The organism is Microbacterium sp. Z10_103, assembly GCF_058310455.1.
Map to the genome: position 1 here is coordinate 1 of NZ_JBZEGK010000002.1, position 20,697 is coordinate 20,697.

Genomic DNA, 20,697 nt, shown 5'->3' on the forward strand with positions numbered 1-20,697 from the left:
GTCGAACACCTCCGGCGAGATACGACGCTCCGCATCCGCCTCCCGCCCACTCGCGATCAAAGTCGGACGCAACTCATCGAGCTGCTCCACGATCGAAACGATCTCAGGACGAAGAGGGGTGGCTGCCATGGGGAACTCCTTGATGTGGATGATCGGTGTTTTGTGAATGGATGATGGATGCGGGTCCGCCACGACGGATCTGGTCACGACCCGCTGTCGACTGATGTGGGGTGGCGGGCCTCACCGCTCGGGTTCGTTGCGGTCATCATCGACCGGCCGCGTACCCCTGCATGCCGCGCGGGTTGGCCGCAGCGACAAGCATTCCGTCGTCCCTGAATCCGGCCGCGCTGACCCGGCCGAGGCTCCAAGGCCCGGCGACCTGAACGTCATGGCCACGAGCACGAAGTTCGGCGATCACCCCATCACCCACCCGATCTTCAACAATCAGACCTCCGGGGACGAAGGTTCGTGGGAAGAAGGAAGACGGCAGATGCGTGGAGTGCCAGGACGCCGCATCGATGGCTTCCTGAAGATTCATTCCGTGCACGAGCAGGTTAAGGAGGAACGGGACGGTCCATTGATCCTGCTGGTCTCCACCCGGCGTACCGAAAGCAAGGTAAGGCGCGCCGTCGCGCAGCAGCATGCCGGGGCTCAGTGTCGTCCGCGGTCGCTTCCGAGGCGCGATCGAATTGGGTAGACCCTGCTCAAGCCAGAACATCTGCGCCCGCGTCGGGAGCGAGAACCCGAGGCCCGGGATCGCCGGAGAACTCTGTAGCCACCCTCCACTCGGGGTGACGGCGACCATGTTCCCCCACCGGTCAACGACATCGAGGTGACATGTATCGCCGCGCACCACGCCCATGCCGCTGAGCGTCGGCTCCCCTGTTCCTGCTGCTCCGTCGATGACGCGCTGGGTGAAGATCGCCTCAGAGAGTCGGGGAGTACGCCCGCCCGGTGACCCCGGGCGCAGCTGCATCGAGGCCTCGGGCCCGACGAGCGCGGCCCGTTCGCGCGCGTAGGCATCGGATAGGAGAATTTCGAGGGGCACATCACTGAACCGTGGATCGCCGTAGTACGCCTCGCGGTCTGCAAAAGCGAGCTTGGCAGTCTCTGCAACGGCGTGCACCATCTGCGCCGAGGCGGGCGCTCCGGTGTCCTGATGGGCCAGCATGGCGAGTTGTTGCAGGAGGACGGGGCCCTGTCCCCAAGTGTCGGTCTTAGCGACCGTGACGCCGGCGAACTCGACCGTTGCGGGCCGTTCCCAAGAGGGCTCCCATTCCGCCAGATCGGCGCCGGTCAGCAGACCGGCATGATCTTGACCCGTGGTGTCGCGGACGGGCTGCCTCATCCACGAGTCGACAGCATCAGCGACGAAGCCCCGATAGAAGATGTCCCGTGCACGGGCCATGACCGTCTCGCGTGTACCGCCGCCCGCGTGTGCCGACTGCACGATTCGCTCGAGAGTGTCGGCTAGTGCGGGGTTGCTGAAGCGCGATCGACCCGCGGGAACCTTGCCGCCTGGCAGGTATATCTCCGCGGAGGACACCCAGTGCGACGCGAAGAGTTGGGCAACAGAACCGATCGCCATAGACGCGTCGGGCAGGAGCGGATACCCGTCCCGCGCGTAACCAATGGCGAAGCGTGCGATTCGTTCGAGCGGGAGAGTGCCGTGCCGCTCCAGCATGCTGAGCCACGCGCCAAAGGCGCCTGGAACGACCGCGGCCAGGTGTCCGGTGCCCGGGATGACGTCGAGTCCGAGTTCTTCGAACACCGAGCTGGTAGCTGCGGCTGGCGCCGATCCTTGGCCGCACAAGACCCACGGCTCTCCGCTCGCCACATCGAAGCCCAGAATGGGGGCGTCACCTCCGAGGCCGTTGAGGTGCGGCTCTACGACGTGCATCACGAGACCCGCGGCTGCGGCAGCATCGAAGGCGTTGCCACCTTCTTCCAGCACGGCCATACCTGCGGCCGATGCGAGCCAGTGGGTTGAGGCGACCATGCCGAAGGTTCCCGCAAGTTCCGGACGAGTGGTGAAACGCATGGGTGAGTGTCCTTTCACGAGAGGATGTGCGGCCGGCGCCTAGACGGCGGTGAGCCTTCAGAGGTGCACAGCGCGTGTGCCCGCTGACGGCGAGATAGAGCGGCCGACCGGCGGAGCGCCCAACGGCGGCCCGCCGGCGCGAGTCAAGCGACTTCCCAAACCCCAAGGTCGGCGAGGAGCGCTGCGCGCAGACGCAAGAACTCATCCCCCGCCTTCTGACGCGGATGCGGCAGATCGATCGCGGTATCGGATATGAACTGCCCCGCGTCCATGATGAGGACGCGGTCGGCGAGGAGGATCGCCTCTTCCACGTCGTGGGTGACGAGCAGGACACCCGGTCGATGGGCGCGATAGAGCTCTAACAGCAGCGCGTGCATTCGGATTTTCGTCAGAGCATCGAGAGCCCCGAAGGGCTCGTCGAGCACCATCAGTTGCGGCTCCCGGATAAGTGCGCGCGCCAGAGACGCGCGCTGGGCCTCACCGCCGGAAAGAGTCAGCGGCCACGCATCGCTCCGGTGGTCGAGCCCCACCTCGCGCAGCGTCGCTTCTGCCCTATCGCGCAGACGAGACCCCTTCAGACCGAGGGCGACGTTCCGCCACACCTTCTTCCAAGGCAGTAGACGCGGCTCTTGGAACCCCACGGCGAGGCGGTCCGTGACGGTGACCTGGCCCGTCGCGCCCTGATCAAGCCCGGTGACGATGCGCAGCAGGGTGCTCTTACCCGTCCCGGACCGCCCGAGGAGAGCAACGAATTCGCCACGCTCGATGTCCAGGTCGATGTCGGAAAGCACCTGGGTCTCCCCGAAAGAGCGCGACACCGAGCGCAAGGACACGACACGGGACCCCTTTGCCGACGGTGCGGCCAGATCATCGTGCATGGTCACGACGACTCCAATCCCTGGCGCCAGGCGAGGGCGCGCTTCTCGATTACGCGGACGAGCAGGTCGGAGAGATAGCCCGCAAGTGCATAGATGAGGATGCCCAAGACGATCACGTCTGTGCGCAGATAGAGCCGCGCGTTGTTCATGAGATAGCCGACGCCCTCAGAGGCATTGACCTGCTCGCTGATGACCAGCACGAGCCACGCCACACCAAGCGACATGCGGAGTCCCGTGAGGAAACCGGGGAGCGCACCAGGGAGGACGATGTGGCGGATGCGCGCCATGGGCGACAAGCGAACGATGACCCCGACTTCGAACAGTTTCCGGTCGACACCGCGAATGCCGGCATACGTATTCAGATAGACCGGGAATACCACCGCGAGGGCGATCATCAGCACCTTCGAGGGTTCGCCTATACCGAACCAGAGGATGAACAACGGCACGAGAGCCAGCACCGGTACCGTACGCATCATCTGCATGATCGGATCGATGAGCGCGTCACCGACCTTCCACAGGCCAGCCAGCACCGCGAGTACAAGACCTACCCCGACGCCAAGGATGAGCGCGAGACCGATGCGCTGCAATGAGACGAGCAAGTGCACTTGAAGCTCGCCGGTCGACCACAACTCCCATCCGGTCCTCACCACCTCCAGGGGCGGGGGCAGGACTGTGACGGGGATGAACCCGGTCATGGCCGCGATCTGCCAGATGACGAGCAGCGCAAGCGGCCCGACGGTTCGGAGAGGCCGCATGCGCGACCACCACGTCGCGCGCCGCGGTACCGAGAGCGTTGCAGTGACGGTCGGAGCCGCGCCAGCTCCGGGAATCAGTTTGGGAGAGGACATGACGACCGACTAGTCCGTCGCAGCCGACCCGTCGAAGATGATGTCCTCGACCTCGAATGTCTTTGTGAGAGTACCCGTCTCGTGCCAGGAGTCGATGCTCTCCTGGAGCTCCGCGCGCGTGTCCTCGTCGTACGCCTCGTATACGAAGAGCGTTTCAAGCAGGTAATCGAGCTGTTCCGGGCTGAAGTCGTTCGCGGCCTTCTGGATCGCGAGATACTCGTCCGGATCCTCCAGAACATGGGCGCCACCTGCGGCGTACCCCTCCAGCACCGCTGCCGTCACCTCAGGGTTTGCCTCGGCGAAGTCGCGGCGAACGACCAGCACCGGGTAGTCGAGCTTGCCCGTGAGTTCGTCGTCGCCCATCACCAGGATCCGGCCATTCATATTGTTGACCGCAGCCGGGATGAAGGTCGCGAAGGCCGCCCAGGCGTCGATGGATCCTTGAGTGAATGCTCCAGCGGCGTCGCCCGGACCGAGGTAGATCTTTTCAATCGAATCACTCGGCAAGCCCCGATTGAGCATCGCTTGGTCAACGATGTACTCGCCCGCAGCGCCCTTAGTGACAGCGACTGAGCGGCCCACGAGGTCCTCGATGGACTCGATGTCACTGTCGGCGGGGACCACGATCGATGAGCTCGAGCCCGCGGAACGCTTGCTCACACCGAGGAAGAGGTAGTCGCCTGATCCCGTCAGTCCGGTGAGAGCGCCAGAGGTGACAACGGTAGCGAAGTCGGCTGCTCCGCTATTCAGGGCTTCCAGCGCAGGCTCTGTCGAGGGGAAGTACCCGGCGTCGTCGGCGGTTCCGCCGACGGCCTCCACCGCTGTTGGAATGTCATCGAAGAGGAAACCAACGTTCGACCCGGGCGTCCCGACGGTGATGATCCGGGCAGTCACCGCGTCCCCACCCTCAGAGGATGCTGGCTGACCAGCGCACGCGGTTAGAACGAGTGCGCCCGCAGCCACGGCAGCGAGAGCGGTGAGGCGGAGTCGGCGATCGATGGGCACGGGGCCTCCAATAGGTCGGCTGGTCGAAGGTGCGCAGACCAGCGCTGGCGAACGAGGGCGAACAGACTTCTCGGCATTGCACCTCCCCTGGACCCACGGCGACCCGAAAGTCTCGCGATGTGGTTCGTATACGAACCGGGATTATGGCCACTATATACAGTTGTTGCGAGATTCCTCAACCAACAGAAGGATCGGCCGCTAGATGCGGCCGTGTAGGACCTTGCCCGCAACGACGGTGGCCTCGGCTTGCATGGATCGCAGAGCCGACACACTGCATGTGAGGGGATTGGCGCCGAGCACCACTAAATCGGCAGCCATCCCCGCCCGCAGCACCCCCCGCCATGATTCCTCGCGAGTCAGAAAGGCCCCACCGCGCACTGCGGCATGGAGTGCCTCTTCCCGACTGAGCGCGTTGTCAGGGTCGATGGCTGCACCGCCGGCGGTCATACGCTCTGTGACCGCCCATACGGACTCCCACAGGGAAATCGGCACGTTGTCGCTGCCGAAAGCAACGGTGACACCGGCCGCGCGGAGTTGCGGCAGCGGCAGGATCTGTCCCGGAGCTCCGGCGGTCCGAGGGAGGGCGTCGCCGGTGCGGTGAAGGAAGTAGGGCGCGATGGTGGTGACGACCAGTCCCAGTTTCGCGATCAATTCGATCTGAGGGGCGGACAGAATCGGGACGTGCCCGAGAACCCAGCGGAGTGGCGCCACGGGGATGTCGCGGTCGATCTCGTCGATGAGCGGTAGGAGGCGAGCGTCAATGCCCGCCACGCGGATCCCTGCTTCCGCCGCGGATCGAAGCAGATTCCGCGCCGCGTCGGGTGAGAGCGCCGCTCCCGCGCTGAAGCCTGCCCACCCCGTATGTGGCCGATGGCCGGCGCGCAGCGCGGCGTCACCAGTGCCATCATCCAGTTCGATGAAGACGCCCTGCAGCTCGAGCCTTGTCTGCAGAGCACCGAGCTTCGTTCGGCGTTCCGCCACGAGCCGCCCCACACCGCGCAGGTCGTGGCAGTTCCAATCTGGGCTCCAGATCAGGCTTGCTCTCAGCTCGCCCGACCCGTTTTCCCCGTACGCATCCAGCACCTCGTCGGCCAGTCCATGACCCTCGAAATAGGCCGTCGTTCCGAATGACGCGTATGCCGACCATCCTGCTCTAATTGCGGCGGCGCGCTGCTCGATGGTGAATGTGGGCGCTCGCGAGAGCAGGGTGTGCTCCACGATCGGGTTCCGCGTGTGCTCGACGAAAACCCCGGAGAACCGGCCGGACTCATCCCGCATGAGCTGCACAGCCGAACTAGGCGACACGATGCGCTCCGGATCGAGGTCGGCTGCCCGGAGAGCGGCAGTGTTCGCAACAGAGACGAGCGGGGCGTCGGGATTCCAGTAGCCCCAGATCGGCCGGATATACACAGGGTTGTCCGGCGCTACCGCATCGAGTTCGGTACGGGTAGGGACGAGCCGGTCACCACCGGGGGTTGCCTCGTCATAGTACGGCGGACTTCCCACCGGCCGGGTAACGATCCATTCACCGGGGGCTCGGGACGCAGCCGCTTCGGCAATAACCGCAAGCACGTCGGCGCGTGACCTGCAGTCTTCGAAGCCAGGCAGGTCGGAACCGAGGCTGTACCGATCGAGGTGTGCGTGCCCATCGGTGAGGCCAGGCATCACTACCCGTCCGCCGAGTTCCGTGGCACTTGCCTGATCGAGGCCGGCCTCCGCGAGGACCGCTCGATCGCTGCCCACCGCGATGATGGTGTCCCCCCGCCACGCCACCGCCGTCGCCTCCGAAGACCGGTCGTCGAACGAGAGAACACGGCCCCCGACGAGCGCGCGGGTCGATGGTGCGCCGGGCGTGGGCGCTGACCTGTCCTGAATCACGATGCGGACCCTCTCACGGAGTGGTTGCGAATCACGCTCAGGGAGAAGCGTGATCGTGCTGACGTACGGCCTCGTCTCATGCCGAGAGGTTGCTGGGAGGCACCGGGGAAACGTAGCCCCCCTCGCTCCGCGCACGGGCCACGGCATCCATCGCCGTCGGCTGCGCCGCGGCGCGGTGAACGTGCGCCGCCATGAGCGTCTCCGCCAGATCGGCGTCCCCAGCAGCGATCGCGTCGTGGATCTCACGGTGATCTCGCCAGAAGTACCGGTTGGCAGCGGGGATGGTGGCGGTATTGATCCATTCCGAGCGGTAGGAGAGCTGATGTACAAACCCGCCGAGGACTTCATTGCCGCAAGCGCTGGCCACACCATCGTGAAAGCGCGTATTCAGGCGGTGGAGCTTGTCCATCTGGCCGCGCGCGATGGCTTCCTCTCCAGCAACGAGGATGGCCTCGATGAGAGCCAAGTCTGCATCGGTGCGGTGGAGCGCCGCGAAGCGGGCCGTGTGCGGTTCGAGGATCGCGCGCGCGGTACGCACCTCGCGCGCCACCTGGTCCGTGAGCGCCTTCACAGTAGGGGACCCGTAGGGACGCAGGTCAATGAGGCCCTCCGCCGCAAGCGCACGTATCGCCTCACGGACTGGCACGCGGGAAACGCCGAACTGCGTAGCGAGGGCGGGCTCCGTGACCCGGGACCCGGGCGTCAGGCGACCGGTGATGATCTGATCGCGGATGGCATCGACGAGCGCGCTACCCCGCAACTCTGACTTCTGGGTGTCCGACACGATGTTTCCTCCACTTGGCGATGACCCGATCGTATACGACACCGTAGGCCTGCCTGTGAGACCGGTGAAGCGGGTTGGCCGCACAGGCGGAAATAGGCTCGTGTCCAGCGCAGCGGAACAATCCACGTCGCAAGTGATGTGGCGTGTATACGAATTTGTTACAGTCGCGCTCCGCACAAGAGCGCCAAAGGTCGCTCGCACGTCAGCGCGCCGGCGCGCATCCAGGACATCGCATGTCACCTCGTCGTCAGGGGTCATTGCCGAATGTCAGGACGACACGGCGGGGTCGTCGCTCACAGCTCCGGCGTGGGCGTTCTCCGCCACGAGCTGACCGGAGCTGCTGCCAAGGGGTTGAGGCAAGCCATCGCCAGACCTGGGCGACGGCACGCACCGGCGACCGCGGCGTCAGGCGCCCGAGAGCCGGAGGAGGAGTTCGTCGAGTAGCAGCGCCTCCCCCGCCGACAGCCCGGATCCGTCGCCGCCCAGGGTTGCACGGAGGGTGATCGCCAGCTGGGCGGTGTCGCAGTCGGCGATCGGCTCCGGCGCTGTGATCGCCGAGAACGCCGCGTCACGGGTGCGGACGGACAACGGCGCCAACGGGTCGATCACCCCATCCTCGATCAGCTGAAGGGTCACCCCGACCCCCGCTGCGTGGATCATCCGCGCTGCCTCCTCCGGCTCCATCATCAGCAGTCCCGCCCTGGCCGCCGCACCGACGAGGCCTCGGAGGATCTCATCCGCCTCCGCTCGCACATCGCCCAGCCTGGCGGAGGGCGCCATGCCGTACATCAGCCGGTAGTGAGCCGGGTACGTGAGCCCGAAGCCGACGTGGAGTTGCCACCCGTGGGCGAGGTCGGCGAGGGGGTCGTCCGTACGCTCGAGGCCCCGCTTCTGAGTGAAGTAGCGCTCGAACCCGTCCCGGACCACGTCATCCAGCAGGCCTCGCATGTCGCCGAAGAGGCGATAGATGGTCGGGGGCTGGACGTTCGCCGCCGCGCTCACCGACCGAGTCGTGACCGCGTCCAGACCGCCCTCCGCGAGGAGGCGAGCAGCGGCCGCAATGACGTTCTGACGGTGCTCGGAGGCTTTCGGCATGACCCAATGCTAACGATTCACTGTTATCGACGATTGCAGTACCGGCGGTATCGCTTTATCGTTATCGGCGTTACCCCATCCTACCGGCGTTACGTCACGAATCAGATGCGGACATCGACACGTCCGCGAGGTCCACTCCCAGCGACGACGCGAAGGGCACCCATTGCGCTCTCCCGAGACCCCTGCCGATTGGGAGACGCGGCTGTTCACGAGCGACGGCCACGCCTCTTGGCCCGACGTGCGTGTCGCGGAGTTCGCTCATCCCCCGAACGTGGAGGAGGCGCACCTCGAAGCTTCCGATCGCTTCAAGGTCGTCCTCGTCACCCAGGGAGAGGCGTCCATCCAGTCGCTGACCCCACTTCCTCGCCGCGCGTTCTACGTCCCGGGACGATTGGGCATGACCCCCGCGGGCCGATCCCCCCACCTGCGGTGGACGTCGGCGGTTCCCGTCGGACTCCGTACGATCCACGTCGAATTTCCGGAAGACGTTTTCGCGGACCCGCTGGGAGGCGACACGGCGTTCTCCGCTGACGAGCTGCCCGATCTTCTCGCGACGAACGACCCACTCCTGGAGGCGTGTGTCCGCGCACTGGAACGCGCCGCTCGAGAGGGGGCCGACGCTTTGTACGCCGAGTCGGCCGCCCGGTTCATGGCTGTCCACATTCTCGCTCGCCACAGCACGCGGCGCCTGCAAGAGCCCGGACCACTCGCCTCCGACTTCGGCGCTGTGATCGAGTACATCAGGACCGAACCGGGCGCCCCGATCTCGCTCAGCGACCTCGCGAAGATCGCCGGGCTCAGCGTCTATCACTTCTCCCGCGCGTTCCGTCGTGCCGTCGGGCAGACGCCATGGCAGTACGTGCTGGACAGCCGCCTGTCCGCTGCCCGCACGGCGTTGCACCAGACGGACGAGAGCATCGCCGCCGTCGCGGTGGATGCAGGATTCGCCACGCCCTCGCATTTCACGGCCGCGTTCCGCCGGCGCTACGGTGTGACGCCGAGCGCGTTCCGACGGGAGTTCCGGAGAACCCCTGCGGCCGATCCGGACGCACCGCTTCCCGTCGCGCTCGGGTAGGAGGCGAGGATGACGGTGGGGCCCCTCACCGCGTTGTGAAACCACCGTTCACGAAGAACGTCTGGCCGCTGGCCCACCGGCCATCGGTCAACAGGAAATAGAACCACGGAACGATGTCCTCGATGCGTGTGAGCCGGCCCTCCATCACCATGCTGCTGACCAGTTCCGCTTCGCCCTCGTGCGCGGCGTTCCAGAAGAAGGAGGTGTCCATCGGCCCCGGCGCGACGTTGTTGACCGAGATCCTCCGGCCGGCCAATTCCTTCGCGAGCGCTCGGACGTAGTGCTCGTTGGATGCCTTGGTTCCGGCGTACACCGAGTAGAGCGGCGTGAAGCCGGCGACGAGAGAAGTCACGGTGTTCAGGATCCTGCCGCCGTCTTCGACCTGCCGCGCCGCGGCTCGGAGCACGAGAAACGCGGCCTTGGTGTTGACCGCGATCATCTCGTCGGCGTCCTTCTCCTCGAACGACGTCATGTTCGTGCCCACCGCACGGCCGGCGGTGTTGACCACCCCGTAGAGGCTTCCATACGCATCAAGGGCGGTGGCGAAGACGCGATCGACTTGCGCAGAATCCGTTAGATCGGCTTGCGCGACCACCCCCGCACCACCCGAGGCTTCGACGGCTGCCACGGTCTCTTCCGCGGCCCCGGCTGTCGCCTCACTGTTGTAGTGGACGACGACGTTCGCTCCCTCCTCTCCGATCCGGCGGGCTATCGCGCCACCCAGATTGTTGGCGCCCCCGGTGATGATGACGGTCTTGCCCGAAAGTGTGCTCATGGGGGAACGATACGAAAGACGACGCGCACGACACCGCCCGGCTCTTGCGGGGATTCCGTCGGAATATTGCTCCCGTCGCCCTGGGGCTAGATCTGCCCCACGCGCTCGAGGGAATCGACCAAGTAGATGAGCGGGTGACACTTCAACTCCTCGGCGGAGACGGGGTCGCCCTGCTCCTCCAGGTAGGAGGCCGTTGCATAGAAGGCCGAGTCGTAAGCGCACAGGTCTCTACGTAGAGCCGACTCTTGGGCCGTTCACCGATGATGACCGCGAGGTCGAAGTACGCCTGACGCACATTCAGATGCTGAGCGCCTGTGACCAGTTCGACATTCAGACCGGGATGCCTCGCCCGGAGCTTCGTCAGAGCCGGTGTGACGAAACGCGTCCCCAAGCCGTCGGCAGCCGTGATGCGAATAGTGCCCGTAACGGCTCGCTCCGCGACCCCGGCCACAGATTGCGCGGCTCTCTCGACCGCCTCTTCATTCCTCCGCGAGGCTCCGACCTGCAGCAACGAGCCGGCCGGTGCGCGCCACCGCCGCGAGGTAGCGCAGATCATCCGCGCGAACGCTCGTGACGTCGACCTTGTGCAACACAGCGAACCCCCCGATTCCCCGTGCGGATCTGCACAGCGGCTGTGCGAACCCGCCTCTTTGTGCGCGGCAGACCTACTCCTACAGTCGGAGGATTCGCGGACGATCCTCCGCAACGCGCAACCGATATGGAGACAACGTATGAGCAGACCCACCATCGTCCTGGTCCACGGAGCCTTCGCCGACGCGGGGAGCTGGACCCCCGTCACTCGGGAACTCCTCGATCGCGGCTACCGAGTGGTCGTTCCCCCGAACCACCTGCGGACGCTCGCCGGCGATGCCGCGAGCGTCCGCCTGGTCGTGGAGGCCGTTGACGGCCCCGTCCTCCTCGTGGGTCATTCCTACGGTGGCGCAGTGATCACGGTTGCGGGAGCCGCCGAGAACGTCGTCGGCCTCGTCTACATCGCCGGCTACGCTCCGGACGAGGGCGAGAGCGCCGCCGACATGGGTGCCCGCTACCCCGATTCCGAGCTTCTGGAGCACATCGTCACCCTCCCCAACCCGGTTCCCGGGCGAGAGGACGGGGTCGACCTCTCCGTCGATCCCGAATGGTTCCTGCCGGTTTTCGCCGCCGGACTCGACCCCCGTACGGCGGAGGTGCTCGCCGTATCCCAGCGCTCGTTCGCCGACGCCGCCCTCACCGGGAAAGCCACGGCCGCCGCGTGGAAGACGAAGCCGAGCTGGGGCCTCCTGGCGACAGCCGACAAGACCATCAACCCGGATGTCGAGCGTTTCGGGTACGAGCGCGCGGGGACGCAGGTCGTCGAGGTCGAGGCTCCGCATCTCGCGATGCTGACCCACCCGACGGAAGTCGTAGAGCTCATCGAGACCGCGGCGGGAGCAGTCAGCTCCGAGGCCGCCGCCTGACGAGGAGTCCCATGCCGAACCCGCCGTCGCCGACCCTCCCGCCCGACGATCCAGGTCGCGCGCTCACCATCTCCAACGAAGAGCAGACGGACTGGATCTTCCTCGCTGGCGACGTCTACGGTCTGATCATCACGGGTGAACAGACCGCCGGAGGGTATTGCCTGATCGAAATGCGCGTTCCCCCTGGGGGCGGCCCGCCGCCGCACCGGCACGACTTCGAGGAGCTGTTCACGATCCTCGAAGGCACGATCACGTTCACCTTCCGTGGCGAAGAGGTCTCCGCACGCGCCGGGCAGAGCGTCAACATCCCGGCGAACGCCCCGCATTTCTTTCGGAACACCTCCGACGCCGGTGCCGTGATGCTGTGCGTGTGCGCGCCAGCTGGACAAGACGAGTACTTCCGTCGAGTCGGGGTGGCGCTGGACGGTCCGGACGCTCAACCTCCGCACCTGTCTGACGCCGAAATCTCCGAGGGCCGGCGTCGAGCTGCCGAACTGGCTGCCAGCTTTCGGACGCAGATTCTCTCGGACGGCACAGGCGACTGAAGGAGAAATGTCCTCTGTTCGACGACGTGGGCTGACCCAGGAGCCGGCGAGCGGCCTCGACGAGCGGCTCCCTCCGAGCGCGTCAGCCGGGGAGCAGCGTCTCGAACAGCTCGGCGGCGCGGGGCGCACCGCCGCGGCTGCGCAGGTCGGCACCGACCTGGGACGCCGCGTACCGGTACGTGGGGTCCTCCATGACCAGGTCGAAGGCGTGGCCGATGGCTGCTGCAGAGGGCGTGCCGGTCCGCAGGTTGACGCCGGCGCCCGACCACGCCACGCGCGCTGCGATCTCGGGCTTGTCCAGGTCACCACCCCCGATCACGAGAGGAATGCCGCGGCTCAGCGCCGCGAGCACGCCTCCCCACCCGCCGTTGGTCACGACGACGTCAACGTGGGGAAGAAGCTCGGCATAGGGGAGAAACCCCGCGATGCGGGCGTTCGAGGGGACCGTGAACGGCAGCGCGTCGCGGTCGGGGATGCCCGTAGCGACCACGACGAGCACGTCCCTGCCGCTCAGCGCCTCGAGGGCGGGGCGGATGAGGTCGTCGGGGTTGATGTTCTGCGTTCCCTGCGTGACATGCACCACCGTGCGATCATCGAGCTCGCCCCACCAGTCGGGAAGCGACGGCGGCCTGGCCGGCGGCTGCTGGGCGGCGCCCACGAAGTGGACGGAGCCCGGCCGGTCGTCTCGCGCGTAGTCGAGCAGGGGCGAACCGCTGGCGACGACGAGCCGCGGCGAGAAGACCGCCCTGTCGAAGGTCAGGGGCGACGGGGGAAGTCCGCTCGCCGCCCGCGCCTCGGCGAGCGGCCTGCGTAGGGGTCGCGAGAGGAGAGGGACAGCGGCACGGAGCGCCGCATCCCGCGCCTTCGTGAGGGCATTGCGGCCCGGTGCGATGCCCAGACCGCTGGGAGGGCCACCCGGGCCCACCATGTTCAGGGGAAGCACCGCGAAGGTCCCCCACGGGCACCCCGTCTTCTCCGCGAAGAACACGGCACCGACGGACACCTCGTCGCCGACGATCGCGTCCCAGGGCGCACGTTCCCACTCGGCCATCAAGTCGGAGACCTGGGCGGGGGCGGTCCGGATGAAGACATCGACGACGTTGATGAGAAGCTGCCGCGCCCCCTTCTTGCCGACGAGACGAGGAAAGGTCGACGCCAGATCGTTCTCGTCGAAGTCCGGCGGGGTATTCCACGGGACGAATGTCGCTCCGGTCTCCTGGATCCGTCCGCGAAAGGCCGACCCGCTGTAGAAGCGGACCTCGTGCCCGCGCGCGACGAGCGCGGTCGCCACCGCGCACAGCGGCGCGACATGACCGGTGAACGGTACGGCGGTCAGCATGAATCGGGACACAGCCACCCCCCGACCACAGTGTGCTCGCTTTGGCCGCTGGATCACAGGGGTGGTGGGCGACGGCCGGCGACGTGTGCGGCGCCGACCCCGTCGGAGCGTACCCGCAGGGCCGCCGCGCAGGCGTCATCCCGTCCGCGCGAATCAGTCGGGTGAACGCGGGAAGAACGCGGCAGAGTGTGAGCATGAGCGACACGGTTCCGCTGCGCCATGTGCCTCGGCCGCCCGGCCTGCACAGACTCGGCGGCCGCGAGTCGCGGTGGGTCGACGATGACGGTGTTCCGGTCACCGATCCCGAATCGCTCGCCCGACTGACGGGGCTGCACCTCCCGCCCGCCTGGACGCACGTCTGGGTGACAACGGATGCGTCGGCACCGCTGCAGGCCACGGGGATCGACGCCCGCGGGAGAACGCAGTATCGCTACTCCCCCGACGCGATCGCCCGCGCGAGCGAGGACAAGTACGCGCACCTCCAGCAGTTCGCTCGCGCTCTGCCGACGCTGCGGCAGCGGGTCGACGCCGACCTGCGTGACGCGGACACACCCCGCGTCACGGCAGTGACCGCCGCTGCGGTCCGCCTCCTGGACCGCGGGCTGTTCCGCGTCGGGAACGATCGGTACGCGCGGGACAATCACACCTTCGGATTGACCACCCTGACGACCGCGCACGTGACTGTGACGGGGGATGAGGTGGTGTTCGACTTCGTCGGAAAGGAACACATCGGCCATCACGTGGTCATCCGTGATCCGCAGGTGGCCAGGGTGCTGCGGGCTCGCCTCGATGACCATGCGGACCCCCAGAAATGGATCTTCTCCACATTCGACCCGCCCCATGTGCACCGGGTCGACAGCGCGACCGTGAACGCATACATCCATACGCATGCCGGGGTCGGATCCTCGGCCAAGACATTCCGCACGTGGGGGGCCACCGTGGCCGCGACGGCGCTCACGGCCGGAGCCGCGCTCCCCCCGTTGGACGTCCTCCGCATCCGCGACGACCTGCGCCCCTTCCACGGCGCGGCCTATCTGCTGGGCAACACCCCCGCCGTCGCCCGCGCCTCGTACGTACACCCCGCCGCGGTGGGTGTCGGTCGCAGCGCCGCGGTGCGCCGCGCCGTCCGCACCGCAGCCGACCGCTCGCAGTCCACCGACGTGCGGCATCTGCTCCACGATGAGGACCTCCACCATGCGGTCCTCGCCGGCCTGTTCAGGGTCGGCTGACGTGCATCAGCGTGGGGGCGGAAGGGGATTCCGCTAGACCTCGAAGTCGACCGCGAGCCGGGTGCGGTACAGACGGGCGATCACGGGCGAGACGGCCACGTGCGCCTCATGGTGACGGTACTCCTCGAAGTCCTCGAGGCTGTCGAAATCCATCGTCAGCACCAGATCGGCGTTCTCGTCGTGCAGCACCGCGTTCGCGTCCAGCCGCATGCTCCGGATGGCCGCGATGGCGTCGGGCAGCGGCGCCATCGCGTCGATGATCTGCTGCTGCATCCGCGTTCGCTCCGCCACGTCGTCCGAATCGAGCCGCCACATCACCACGTGCCTGAACATCACTCTCCCCCTAGGTGGGCCCAGGGTAACGCAACGGTTTGTGCGTCGTGCGTGTGTTGCGCGACAAGGCGCGACGGCTCGGTCGCGCCAGCCCCACATCGGCGGTGACCCGATGGGAGGCGCCCCTCACCGCCCGCGCACGTGGTTCCACTGCACGATGACCTCCGAGCCGTGTTCGTACCCGATCTCGCTGATCGCCGACGTGCCGAGGACGAAGTAGCGGCCACCCGCCGCGGTCAAGCCGAGCCACACGCCCGCCAGGGCGCGCAGGAAGTGCGAATGCGAGAACAGCAGCACCTGCTCGCCACGGAGAAGGCGAGGGCGGATGGACTCCAGCAGCGACTCGGCGCGAGCAGTGACCTGTGCGACGTTCTCACCCGGGCTGTCGCCCGCCGGTGTCCCCGCCTCCCAGACCGTCCAGGGGCGTCCGAGCTGTTCCACGATCTCGGGCGTGGTCAGGCCCTCGTATGCCCCGTAGTCCCACTCCACGAGCCGCGCGTCCTGGTGCGCGTCGGGGTACCCCGCGCGGCGGGCGGTCTCGACCGCTCTGTGCAGTGGGCTGGAGAGCACCAGATCGAAGCGCCGCGTAGCGAGAAGCGTCCCCGCCAGCTCTGCCTTGTACGCGCCGGTGTCCGTGAGGGGGATGTCCGTCAGCCCGGTGTGGCGCCCGTTTCGGCTCCACTCGGTTTCGCCATGCCGCACGAGCACGATGCGTCCCTCGGGTTCGGCGCCCGCTGTATCGATCATCCCCTCATCTTGCCGGGCGACGACCCGATAACGGCCCACACGACCGCTCGTGCCGGGACGCACTTCGCAGATTCGGCCCGATCGGGGAGGATGAAGCGGCGACACGACATTCGTCCGCCCCCCTCGCCCCGCAGCTACAGAACGAGAGCCCCACATGATCGCTCGATTTGAGGAACTCGACTGGCAGGAGACGCGGATGGGCGAGCTCAGCCTCCGCCGCCGCGCAGACCCGGCCACCGGGGAACTGATCTACGAGGTGAAGTTGAAGGACGAATACCTCATGTCGAGCCTGTTCACTCGCGCCGAGGAAGAGCTGGCGACCCTGGGCCTCGCCGCCGCAGAAGGCACTGACCTCGACGTGCTCGTGGGGGGTCTGGGGCTCGGATACACGGCCGTGACCGCGCTGCACGACAGCCGCGTACGAAAGCTGGATGTGATCGAGGCCCTCCCCGCGGTGATCGGGTGGCACGAGCGCGAACTGCTCCCGATGTCTGCGCAGCTTGTCAGAGACCCCCGGGCGACCCTGATCCACGACGATTTCTTCGCCGTGGTGCGCGGCACGCCTGGGCCCGAAGACGCCCGGTACGACGTCATCCTGCTCGATATCGATCACTCTCCGCGGCACACCCTCGATCCGAGTCACGCCGACCTCTACACCGCGGGAGGACTCGAATCCCTCGCGCGGCACCTCACCGACCGGGGCGTCTTCGCCCTGTGGTCGGACGACCCCCCAGACGCCGACTTCATGGCGACGCTCTCGTCGGTTCTCCATGACTGCGAGGCCCACGTCGTGGCCTTCGACAACCGTCTCACCGGCGGAACGTCGTCGAACACGATCTACGTGGGGACCCGGGCGTAGGCCGACGTACTACGCGCCTGCCGCGCCCGTCCACCCCTTTCTCCTGGGTGCGTCCTGGATCATGCTGGAGTGTGCAATACACGGATGACCTCGGCGCCTGGGTGGCGCGGCAGCGATGGTACTCAGGCAAGAGCCACGAACCCCGGTTCCGGATCCTCGACGCCCAGCCTGCCCCTGCGGCCACGCGCTACCTGATCATGGATGACGCCGGGTCACTGCCAGCGCTCTACCACGTCCCCCTGTCGGCCGTGGCATCTCCCACGGCAGCGGATGACGTCATCGGGCACGACGCCGACGGCTATCTCGTCGATGCGACCCGGCATCCGGCCTTCGCCACCGGGATGCTCGCAGAGATGGGGGTCGATGTCACCCGAGTGACGGGCTCGCGGGTGCTCACGGGCGAGCAGTCCAACACGTCGATCGTGTTCGAAGAGGACGGGCAGCCGACGATCATCCTCAAGCTCTTCCGCACCCTTCACCACGGCGAGAATCCTGACGTCACCGTCCAGCGCGTGCTGAGCGACGCGGGGTCGCCGTTCGTGCCGCGCTTCCTGGGGAGCCTCGAGGCCGAGTGGCCAGATGTCGGGCGCGAGTCCGGCATCGCGCGCGGCACCCTGGGTTTCGCGCAGGATTTCATCCGTGACGTGCGTGACGGCTGGGCGGTCGCGCTCGAGGCCGCGCGGGAGGGGCGGGACTTCACCGAGGCCGCGCGCGATCTGGGTATCGCCGTCGCCGGGGTGCACGGAGCTCTCGGCGCGGCGCTGGAGACGGTGGATGCCCAACCGGACGACGTGACGGCCACCGCGGCCGCGTGGGGGCGGCGGCTCGCGGACGCTGCGACCGAGGTGCCCGCCGTCGCCGACCGGCGGGCTGCAATCGAAGCCGTCTACCAGGCCGCGCTCGACCGCCCGTGGCCGCCGCTGCAGCGCATCCACGGCGACCTGCATCTCGGCCAGGTGCTCGCGGTGCCGGGTGGCGGATGGCGGATCGTCGACTTCGAGGGAGAGCCCCTCCGCCCGATGGAGGAGCGCGCGATCCCCGACCTTCCTCCCCGCGACGTCGCCGGGATGCTCCGATCCTTCGACTACGCCAGCGCGGTGGCCGGCGGTCCCGATGCGGGCGACTGGGCCGCCGACTGCCGCGCGGCGTTCGTCGACGCCTACGCCGGTGCTGCCGGATCGGTCGCTCTCGACCCGATGCTGCTCCGGGCGCTCGTGCTCGACAAGGCGGTCTACGAGTCGATCTACGAGGCGCGCAACCGCCCGGACTGGCTGCCCGTGCCGCTCGCCGGCATCGACGCTGCTCTCACCCCCGAGCCCCACCGCTGAGTCACTCGGCGGTGGGCTCCACCGGCTTCAGCACGAGGAAGAGCGCTCCGTACGCCGGCAACGAGATGGGGAAGCTCTGGAGATCGTCGACGCGTCCGACCGTGTCGCCTGAGGCTGCGTCCACCACTTCGCTCTGCGGAATGAGCTGCTCCGACCGAACGGTGCCCTCGGTCGCCTCGGCGGAGAAGTTGAGCACGGTCACCTGCATGGGGGCGTTCGACTCCGCGTTTCCGTTGTCGAGGCGGTGCACGAGCACGAGCATCCCGGGGTGCGCGACCTCGGGAATGTCGACCTGCGTCGCCGTTGCGATGCCGTGCTCCCGCCGGAGGTCGAGGATCCCGGCGAGACGTGAGGCGAAGGAGTCCGGGTCGTCGAGCTGTGCGGGCAACGGGCCGTAGAGCGCGCGCCCACGGGGCATGCCTGCCGCGGAGCGCGTCGCCTGCGGGTCGACGTCGAGCAGGTCGTGCGCCCCGCGCTCGATCCACCGGGTGTCGCCCGCCGCGACCAGGTCGGCGACCTCGTCGGACGGCACGGTGAGCATGCCGACCAGGTCCCAACCGGAAAGCGCGAAGACGCCGGGCTGCCAGGCGTTGTACGCACAGAGGAGGAGGTGCGCATCGCGGATGGCGGGGACGTCGGCATCGGTGATCTCGTCCAGCCGGGCGATCCCCCGCGTCGCCGCGATGAGCGAGGTCGTCGTGCAGGCGATGCCGTTCTGGGTGAAGACGCGGTTGTAGTCCGCTGTGCCGGTCAGGCTCTCGGTGAGCTCGGCGCGCACCACCTCGGCGAGCTGACTGCCGGAGATCTCGCCCCCTCGGAAGCGGAAACGCTCATCCTCGCGCCGCGTCGCCCAGTGCACGAGCTCGTAGGTGAGCTCGTCGTGGTTCTGCATCCCGTGCACGAGCTGGACCGGCTGGACGCCGAGCTCGAGCGACGTCGTCAGCGCGAGCCGGAGGAACTCCGTCTGACCCGTTGCGAGGGCGTGGTGGTAGCCCGGACGGCCGATGAAGTCATAGGAGAGGTCGGCTCCGACGGCCCCCGTGTCGCGGATGTCCTCGATCGTGAGATTGAGCTCCTGGAAGGTGAAGCCGCCGACCTTCCGCACCATTCCGGCGATGATGTGGTTCGCCGCGTGGGAGAGCGGGTGTCCCTCCGACCACCCAGGAAGGCCCTCGGCGCTCTTCTCCACGCCGAGGAAGCCGTTGGCATCCAGGCGCAGAGCGCTCGTGCCCAGCTCGCCGAGTGAGTGCAGAGCATCCCCGATGACGAGACGCATACCCGCGAAGGTCGGGTCGAGCCAGTTGATCGAGGGCTGACCCTGCTTGAAATAGTGGAGGTACACCCATCGGCGCGTGATGCCGTCGGGGCCGATCACGGGCGCCGTCGCGCTCCAGTTGGTCTCTTTCACGCCGGGGGTGTAGAAGATGACGCGCTGGAGGGCGCCGATGATGTACCCGCGCCCTTGGAGCTCCTGCTCGGTCGCGAGGTCGAGATTGACGCTGTCGACTCCATCGGGCACCTCAGGGAGCAGGCCCCAATCCTCCGGCAGGATCTCGACCATGTGGTAGATGCCCGGATAGTCCTTGAACCCCATCTCGGCGAGCCGGAAGTCGGCGCCCTTGCCGGTGTGCCCCGGAACGATGTCGTCGATGACACTGCCGCCGTGGCTTTCCGCCACGTCGCACAGGGCACGGAACTCCTCCTCCATGCCGAACGCGGGGTCGATCTCGGTGCTGATGCGGTCGAAGTGCCCATCGACGCTGGGGGTCTCGCGCCATCCGGCGATGCCGCCCGCACGTTTCACCGGGCCGGTGTGGATGGCGGTGATCCCGACACGCTCGAACGTCGACCACAGCTCGTCATCGCCGAGCGCCGCCAGGAAGGACTGCCCCGGACGGGTGATGAACGAGATCGGGTACGCCGTGAACCATACGTCGCTCGTGGCGATGGCGCGCCGCGCGTCGGGGCGCGCATACGGATTGCGCCACATCGCCGGCTGTCCCGCGAGTTGGCGGGCGAGGACATCCGCATCCTTGAGCATCGACTGTCGCACGAGCCATTCCACGTACGACGGGTTCGTACCGTTCGCCGTGCGCGGGTCGGTCTTGATGCGACGTACGCTTCCGCCGCGGAACTGGTCGCGCGGGCGCAGCCTCCGCGGCCGCGCCGGATAGCGTTGCTCGTCGTAGGTGATCTCGATCGTCTCGGGATCGGTTTCGTCGTCGACCGTGCCTGTTCCGGGCAGGTCGATGGGGCCGGTGTAGAGATCCTCCGGCCGGTGTTCGTCGGGCGCCATCCCTCAACGCTATTCGAATCCGACAACACTGCCTCGAGGGCTGGCGTGTCTCTCCGCGAAGCACTATGAAATTCCGCGACCGGAGACGCGCGGCCTCGGGTGCCGACCATCGCGTCGCGTCTCCAAGGACGAGCGCGTCGACCATTTGCTACGATTGGTTCGAATTGGTCGTCAAGCGAGGGCGC

19 protein-coding genes are annotated in these 20,697 nt (G+C 67.3%); 6 read left to right on the forward strand and 13 right to left on the reverse strand.

The features are described 5' to 3' along the window. Positions 1 to 265: 265 nt before the first annotated feature. The 7 genes from AC4FS2_RS16765 to AC4FS2_RS16795 all read right to left on the reverse strand — a co-directional run bounded on the left by AC4FS2_RS16765 (position 266) and on the right by AC4FS2_RS16795 (position 8,529). Positions 266 to 2,041 (reverse strand): gamma-glutamyltransferase family protein, encoded by a 1,776-nt coding sequence (locus AC4FS2_RS16765; protein WP_491177873.1) that lies wholly within the window; start codon positions 2,039 to 2,041, stop codon positions 266 to 268. Between the two features lie 143 nt (positions 2,042 to 2,184). Next, positions 2,185 to 2,919, reverse strand: coding sequence for an ABC transporter ATP-binding protein (locus AC4FS2_RS16770; RefSeq protein ID WP_491177894.1), 735 nt, complete (start codon positions 2,917 to 2,919; stop codon positions 2,185 to 2,187). A gap of 2 nt (positions 2,920 to 2,921) precedes the next feature. Beyond that, positions 2,922 to 3,674, reverse strand: a complete 753-nt coding sequence (locus AC4FS2_RS16775; RefSeq protein WP_491177876.1) for an ABC transporter permease — start codon at positions 3,672 to 3,674, stop codon at positions 2,922 to 2,924. A gap of 102 nt (positions 3,675 to 3,776) precedes the next feature. Further along, complete coding sequence (locus AC4FS2_RS16780; RefSeq protein ID WP_491177878.1) at positions 3,777 to 4,661, reverse strand: ABC transporter substrate-binding protein; 885 nt, start codon at positions 4,659 to 4,661, stop codon at positions 3,777 to 3,779. Positions 4,662 to 4,970: 309 nt separating this feature from the next. Next, positions 4,971 to 6,650, reverse strand: a complete 1,680-nt coding sequence (locus AC4FS2_RS16785) for an amidohydrolase (protein WP_491177880.1) — start codon at positions 6,648 to 6,650, stop codon at positions 4,971 to 4,973. 76 nt (positions 6,651 to 6,726) lie between these two features. Beyond that, positions 6,727 to 7,434: a GntR family transcriptional regulator gene (locus tag AC4FS2_RS16790; RefSeq protein ID WP_491154632.1), complete on the reverse strand. Its 708-nt coding sequence runs from the start codon at positions 7,432 to 7,434 to the stop codon at positions 6,727 to 6,729. A gap of 405 nt (positions 7,435 to 7,839) precedes the next feature. Beyond that, complete coding sequence (locus tag AC4FS2_RS16795; protein WP_491154634.1) at positions 7,840 to 8,529, reverse strand: TetR/AcrR family transcriptional regulator; 690 nt, start codon at positions 8,527 to 8,529, stop codon at positions 7,840 to 7,842. 163 nt (positions 8,530 to 8,692) lie between these two features. On the opposite strand from AC4FS2_RS16795, the gene AC4FS2_RS16800 reads away from it, so the two are divergent. Further along, on the forward strand, positions 8,693 to 9,604 hold the full coding sequence (locus tag AC4FS2_RS16800; RefSeq protein ID WP_491154636.1) for a helix-turn-helix domain-containing protein: 912 nt from the start codon (positions 8,693 to 8,695) through the stop codon (positions 9,602 to 9,604). Positions 9,605 to 9,629: 25 nt separating this feature from the next. Here AC4FS2_RS16800 and AC4FS2_RS16805 read toward each other — a convergent pair whose 3' ends face one another. Together AC4FS2_RS16805 and AC4FS2_RS16810 are read right to left on the reverse strand one after the other, a co-directional pair. Further along, on the reverse strand, positions 9,630 to 10,379 hold the full coding sequence (locus tag AC4FS2_RS16805; RefSeq protein ID WP_491154638.1) for an SDR family oxidoreductase: 750 nt from the start codon (positions 10,377 to 10,379) through the stop codon (positions 9,630 to 9,632). Positions 10,380 to 10,521: 142 nt separating this feature from the next. After that, the gene (locus tag AC4FS2_RS16810) at positions 10,522 to 10,830 is read right to left on the reverse strand and encodes a LysR substrate-binding domain-containing protein (protein ID WP_491154640.1); all 309 of its coding nucleotides are present in this window, start codon (positions 10,828 to 10,830) and stop codon (positions 10,522 to 10,524) included. 280 nt (positions 10,831 to 11,110) lie between these two features. Between AC4FS2_RS16810 and AC4FS2_RS16815 the strand changes: the two genes are divergently transcribed. Together AC4FS2_RS16815 and AC4FS2_RS16820 are read left to right on the forward strand one after the other, a co-directional pair. Then, on the forward strand, positions 11,111 to 11,836 hold the full coding sequence (locus tag AC4FS2_RS16815; protein WP_491154642.1) for an alpha/beta fold hydrolase: 726 nt from the start codon (positions 11,111 to 11,113) through the stop codon (positions 11,834 to 11,836). An 11-nt stretch (positions 11,837 to 11,847) separates the two neighbouring features. Next, positions 11,848 to 12,381: a cupin domain-containing protein gene (locus tag AC4FS2_RS16820; RefSeq protein WP_491154644.1), complete on the forward strand. Its 534-nt coding sequence runs from the start codon at positions 11,848 to 11,850 to the stop codon at positions 12,379 to 12,381. A gap of 82 nt (positions 12,382 to 12,463) precedes the next feature. Here AC4FS2_RS16820 and AC4FS2_RS16825 read toward each other — a convergent pair whose 3' ends face one another. Beyond that, on the reverse strand, positions 12,464 to 13,738 hold the full coding sequence (locus tag AC4FS2_RS16825; RefSeq protein WP_491154645.1) for a glycosyltransferase: 1,275 nt from the start codon (positions 13,736 to 13,738) through the stop codon (positions 12,464 to 12,466). A gap of 176 nt (positions 13,739 to 13,914) precedes the next feature. Here AC4FS2_RS16825 and AC4FS2_RS16830 point away from each other — a divergent pair, with 176 nt between their 5' ends. Next, positions 13,915 to 14,949 (forward strand): DNA topoisomerase IB, encoded by a 1,035-nt coding sequence (locus AC4FS2_RS16830; RefSeq protein ID WP_491154647.1) that lies wholly within the window; start codon positions 13,915 to 13,917, stop codon positions 14,947 to 14,949. A gap of 33 nt (positions 14,950 to 14,982) precedes the next feature. On the opposite strand, the gene AC4FS2_RS16835 is transcribed toward AC4FS2_RS16830, so the two are convergent. Beyond that, entirely contained in the window at positions 14,983 to 15,282 is a 300-nt protein-coding gene (locus AC4FS2_RS16835) for a Dabb family protein (RefSeq protein ID WP_491154649.1), read from the reverse strand. Between the two features lie 126 nt (positions 15,283 to 15,408). Next, positions 15,409 to 16,029 (reverse strand): histidine phosphatase family protein, encoded by a 621-nt coding sequence (locus tag AC4FS2_RS16840; RefSeq protein WP_491154651.1) that lies wholly within the window; start codon positions 16,027 to 16,029, stop codon positions 15,409 to 15,411. 154 nt (positions 16,030 to 16,183) lie between these two features. On the opposite strand from AC4FS2_RS16840, the gene AC4FS2_RS16845 reads away from it, so the two are divergent. After that, positions 16,184 to 16,888 (forward strand): spermidine synthase, encoded by a 705-nt coding sequence (locus AC4FS2_RS16845; RefSeq protein WP_491154653.1) that lies wholly within the window; start codon positions 16,184 to 16,186, stop codon positions 16,886 to 16,888. A 71-nt stretch (positions 16,889 to 16,959) separates the two neighbouring features. After that, the gene (locus tag AC4FS2_RS16850) at positions 16,960 to 18,216 is read left to right on the forward strand and encodes a phosphotransferase (RefSeq protein WP_491154655.1); all 1,257 of its coding nucleotides are present in this window, start codon (positions 16,960 to 16,962) and stop codon (positions 18,214 to 18,216) included. A gap of 1 nt (position 18,217) precedes the next feature. Here the strand turns inward: AC4FS2_RS16850 and treS are convergent, their stop codons facing one another. Further along, positions 18,218 to 20,512, reverse strand: coding sequence for a maltose alpha-D-glucosyltransferase (treS, locus tag AC4FS2_RS16855; protein ID WP_491154657.1), 2,295 nt, complete (start codon positions 20,510 to 20,512; stop codon positions 18,218 to 18,220). Positions 20,513 to 20,697 lie beyond the last annotated feature (185 nt).

Coding starts and splice junctions, on each gene's coding strand:
- AC4FS2_RS16765 (WP_491177873.1), bottom strand. CDS start 2,041: ATGCGTTTCACCACTCGTCCGGAACTTGCGGGAACCTTCGGCATGGTC.
- AC4FS2_RS16770 (WP_491177894.1), bottom strand. CDS start 2,919: ATGCACGATGATCTGGCCGCACCGTCGGCAAAGGGGTCCCGTGTCGTG.
- AC4FS2_RS16775 (WP_491177876.1), bottom strand. CDS start 3,674: ATGCGGCCTCTCCGAACCGTCGGGCCGCTTGCGCTGCTCGTCATCTGG.
- AC4FS2_RS16795 (WP_491154634.1), bottom strand. CDS start 8,529: ATGCCGAAAGCCTCCGAGCACCGTCAGAACGTCATTGCGGCCGCTGCT.
- AC4FS2_RS16805 (WP_491154638.1), bottom strand. CDS start 10,379: ATGAGCACACTTTCGGGCAAGACCGTCATCATCACCGGGGGCGCCAAC.
- AC4FS2_RS16815 (WP_491154642.1), top strand. CDS start 11,111: ATGAGCAGACCCACCATCGTCCTGGTCCACGGAGCCTTCGCCGACGCG.
- AC4FS2_RS16820 (WP_491154644.1), top strand. CDS start 11,848: ATGCCGAACCCGCCGTCGCCGACCCTCCCGCCCGACGATCCAGGTCGC.
- AC4FS2_RS16830 (WP_491154647.1), top strand. CDS start 13,915: ATGAGCGACACGGTTCCGCTGCGCCATGTGCCTCGGCCGCCCGGCCTG.
- AC4FS2_RS16835 (WP_491154649.1), bottom strand. CDS start 15,282: ATGTTCAGGCACGTGGTGATGTGGCGGCTCGATTCGGACGACGTGGCG.
- AC4FS2_RS16840 (WP_491154651.1), bottom strand. CDS start 16,029: ATGATCGATACAGCGGGCGCCGAACCCGAGGGACGCATCGTGCTCGTG.
- AC4FS2_RS16845 (WP_491154653.1), top strand. CDS start 16,184: ATGATCGCTCGATTTGAGGAACTCGACTGGCAGGAGACGCGGATGGGC.
- treS (WP_491154657.1), bottom strand. CDS start 20,512: ATGGCGCCCGACGAACACCGGCCGGAGGATCTCTACACCGGCCCCATC.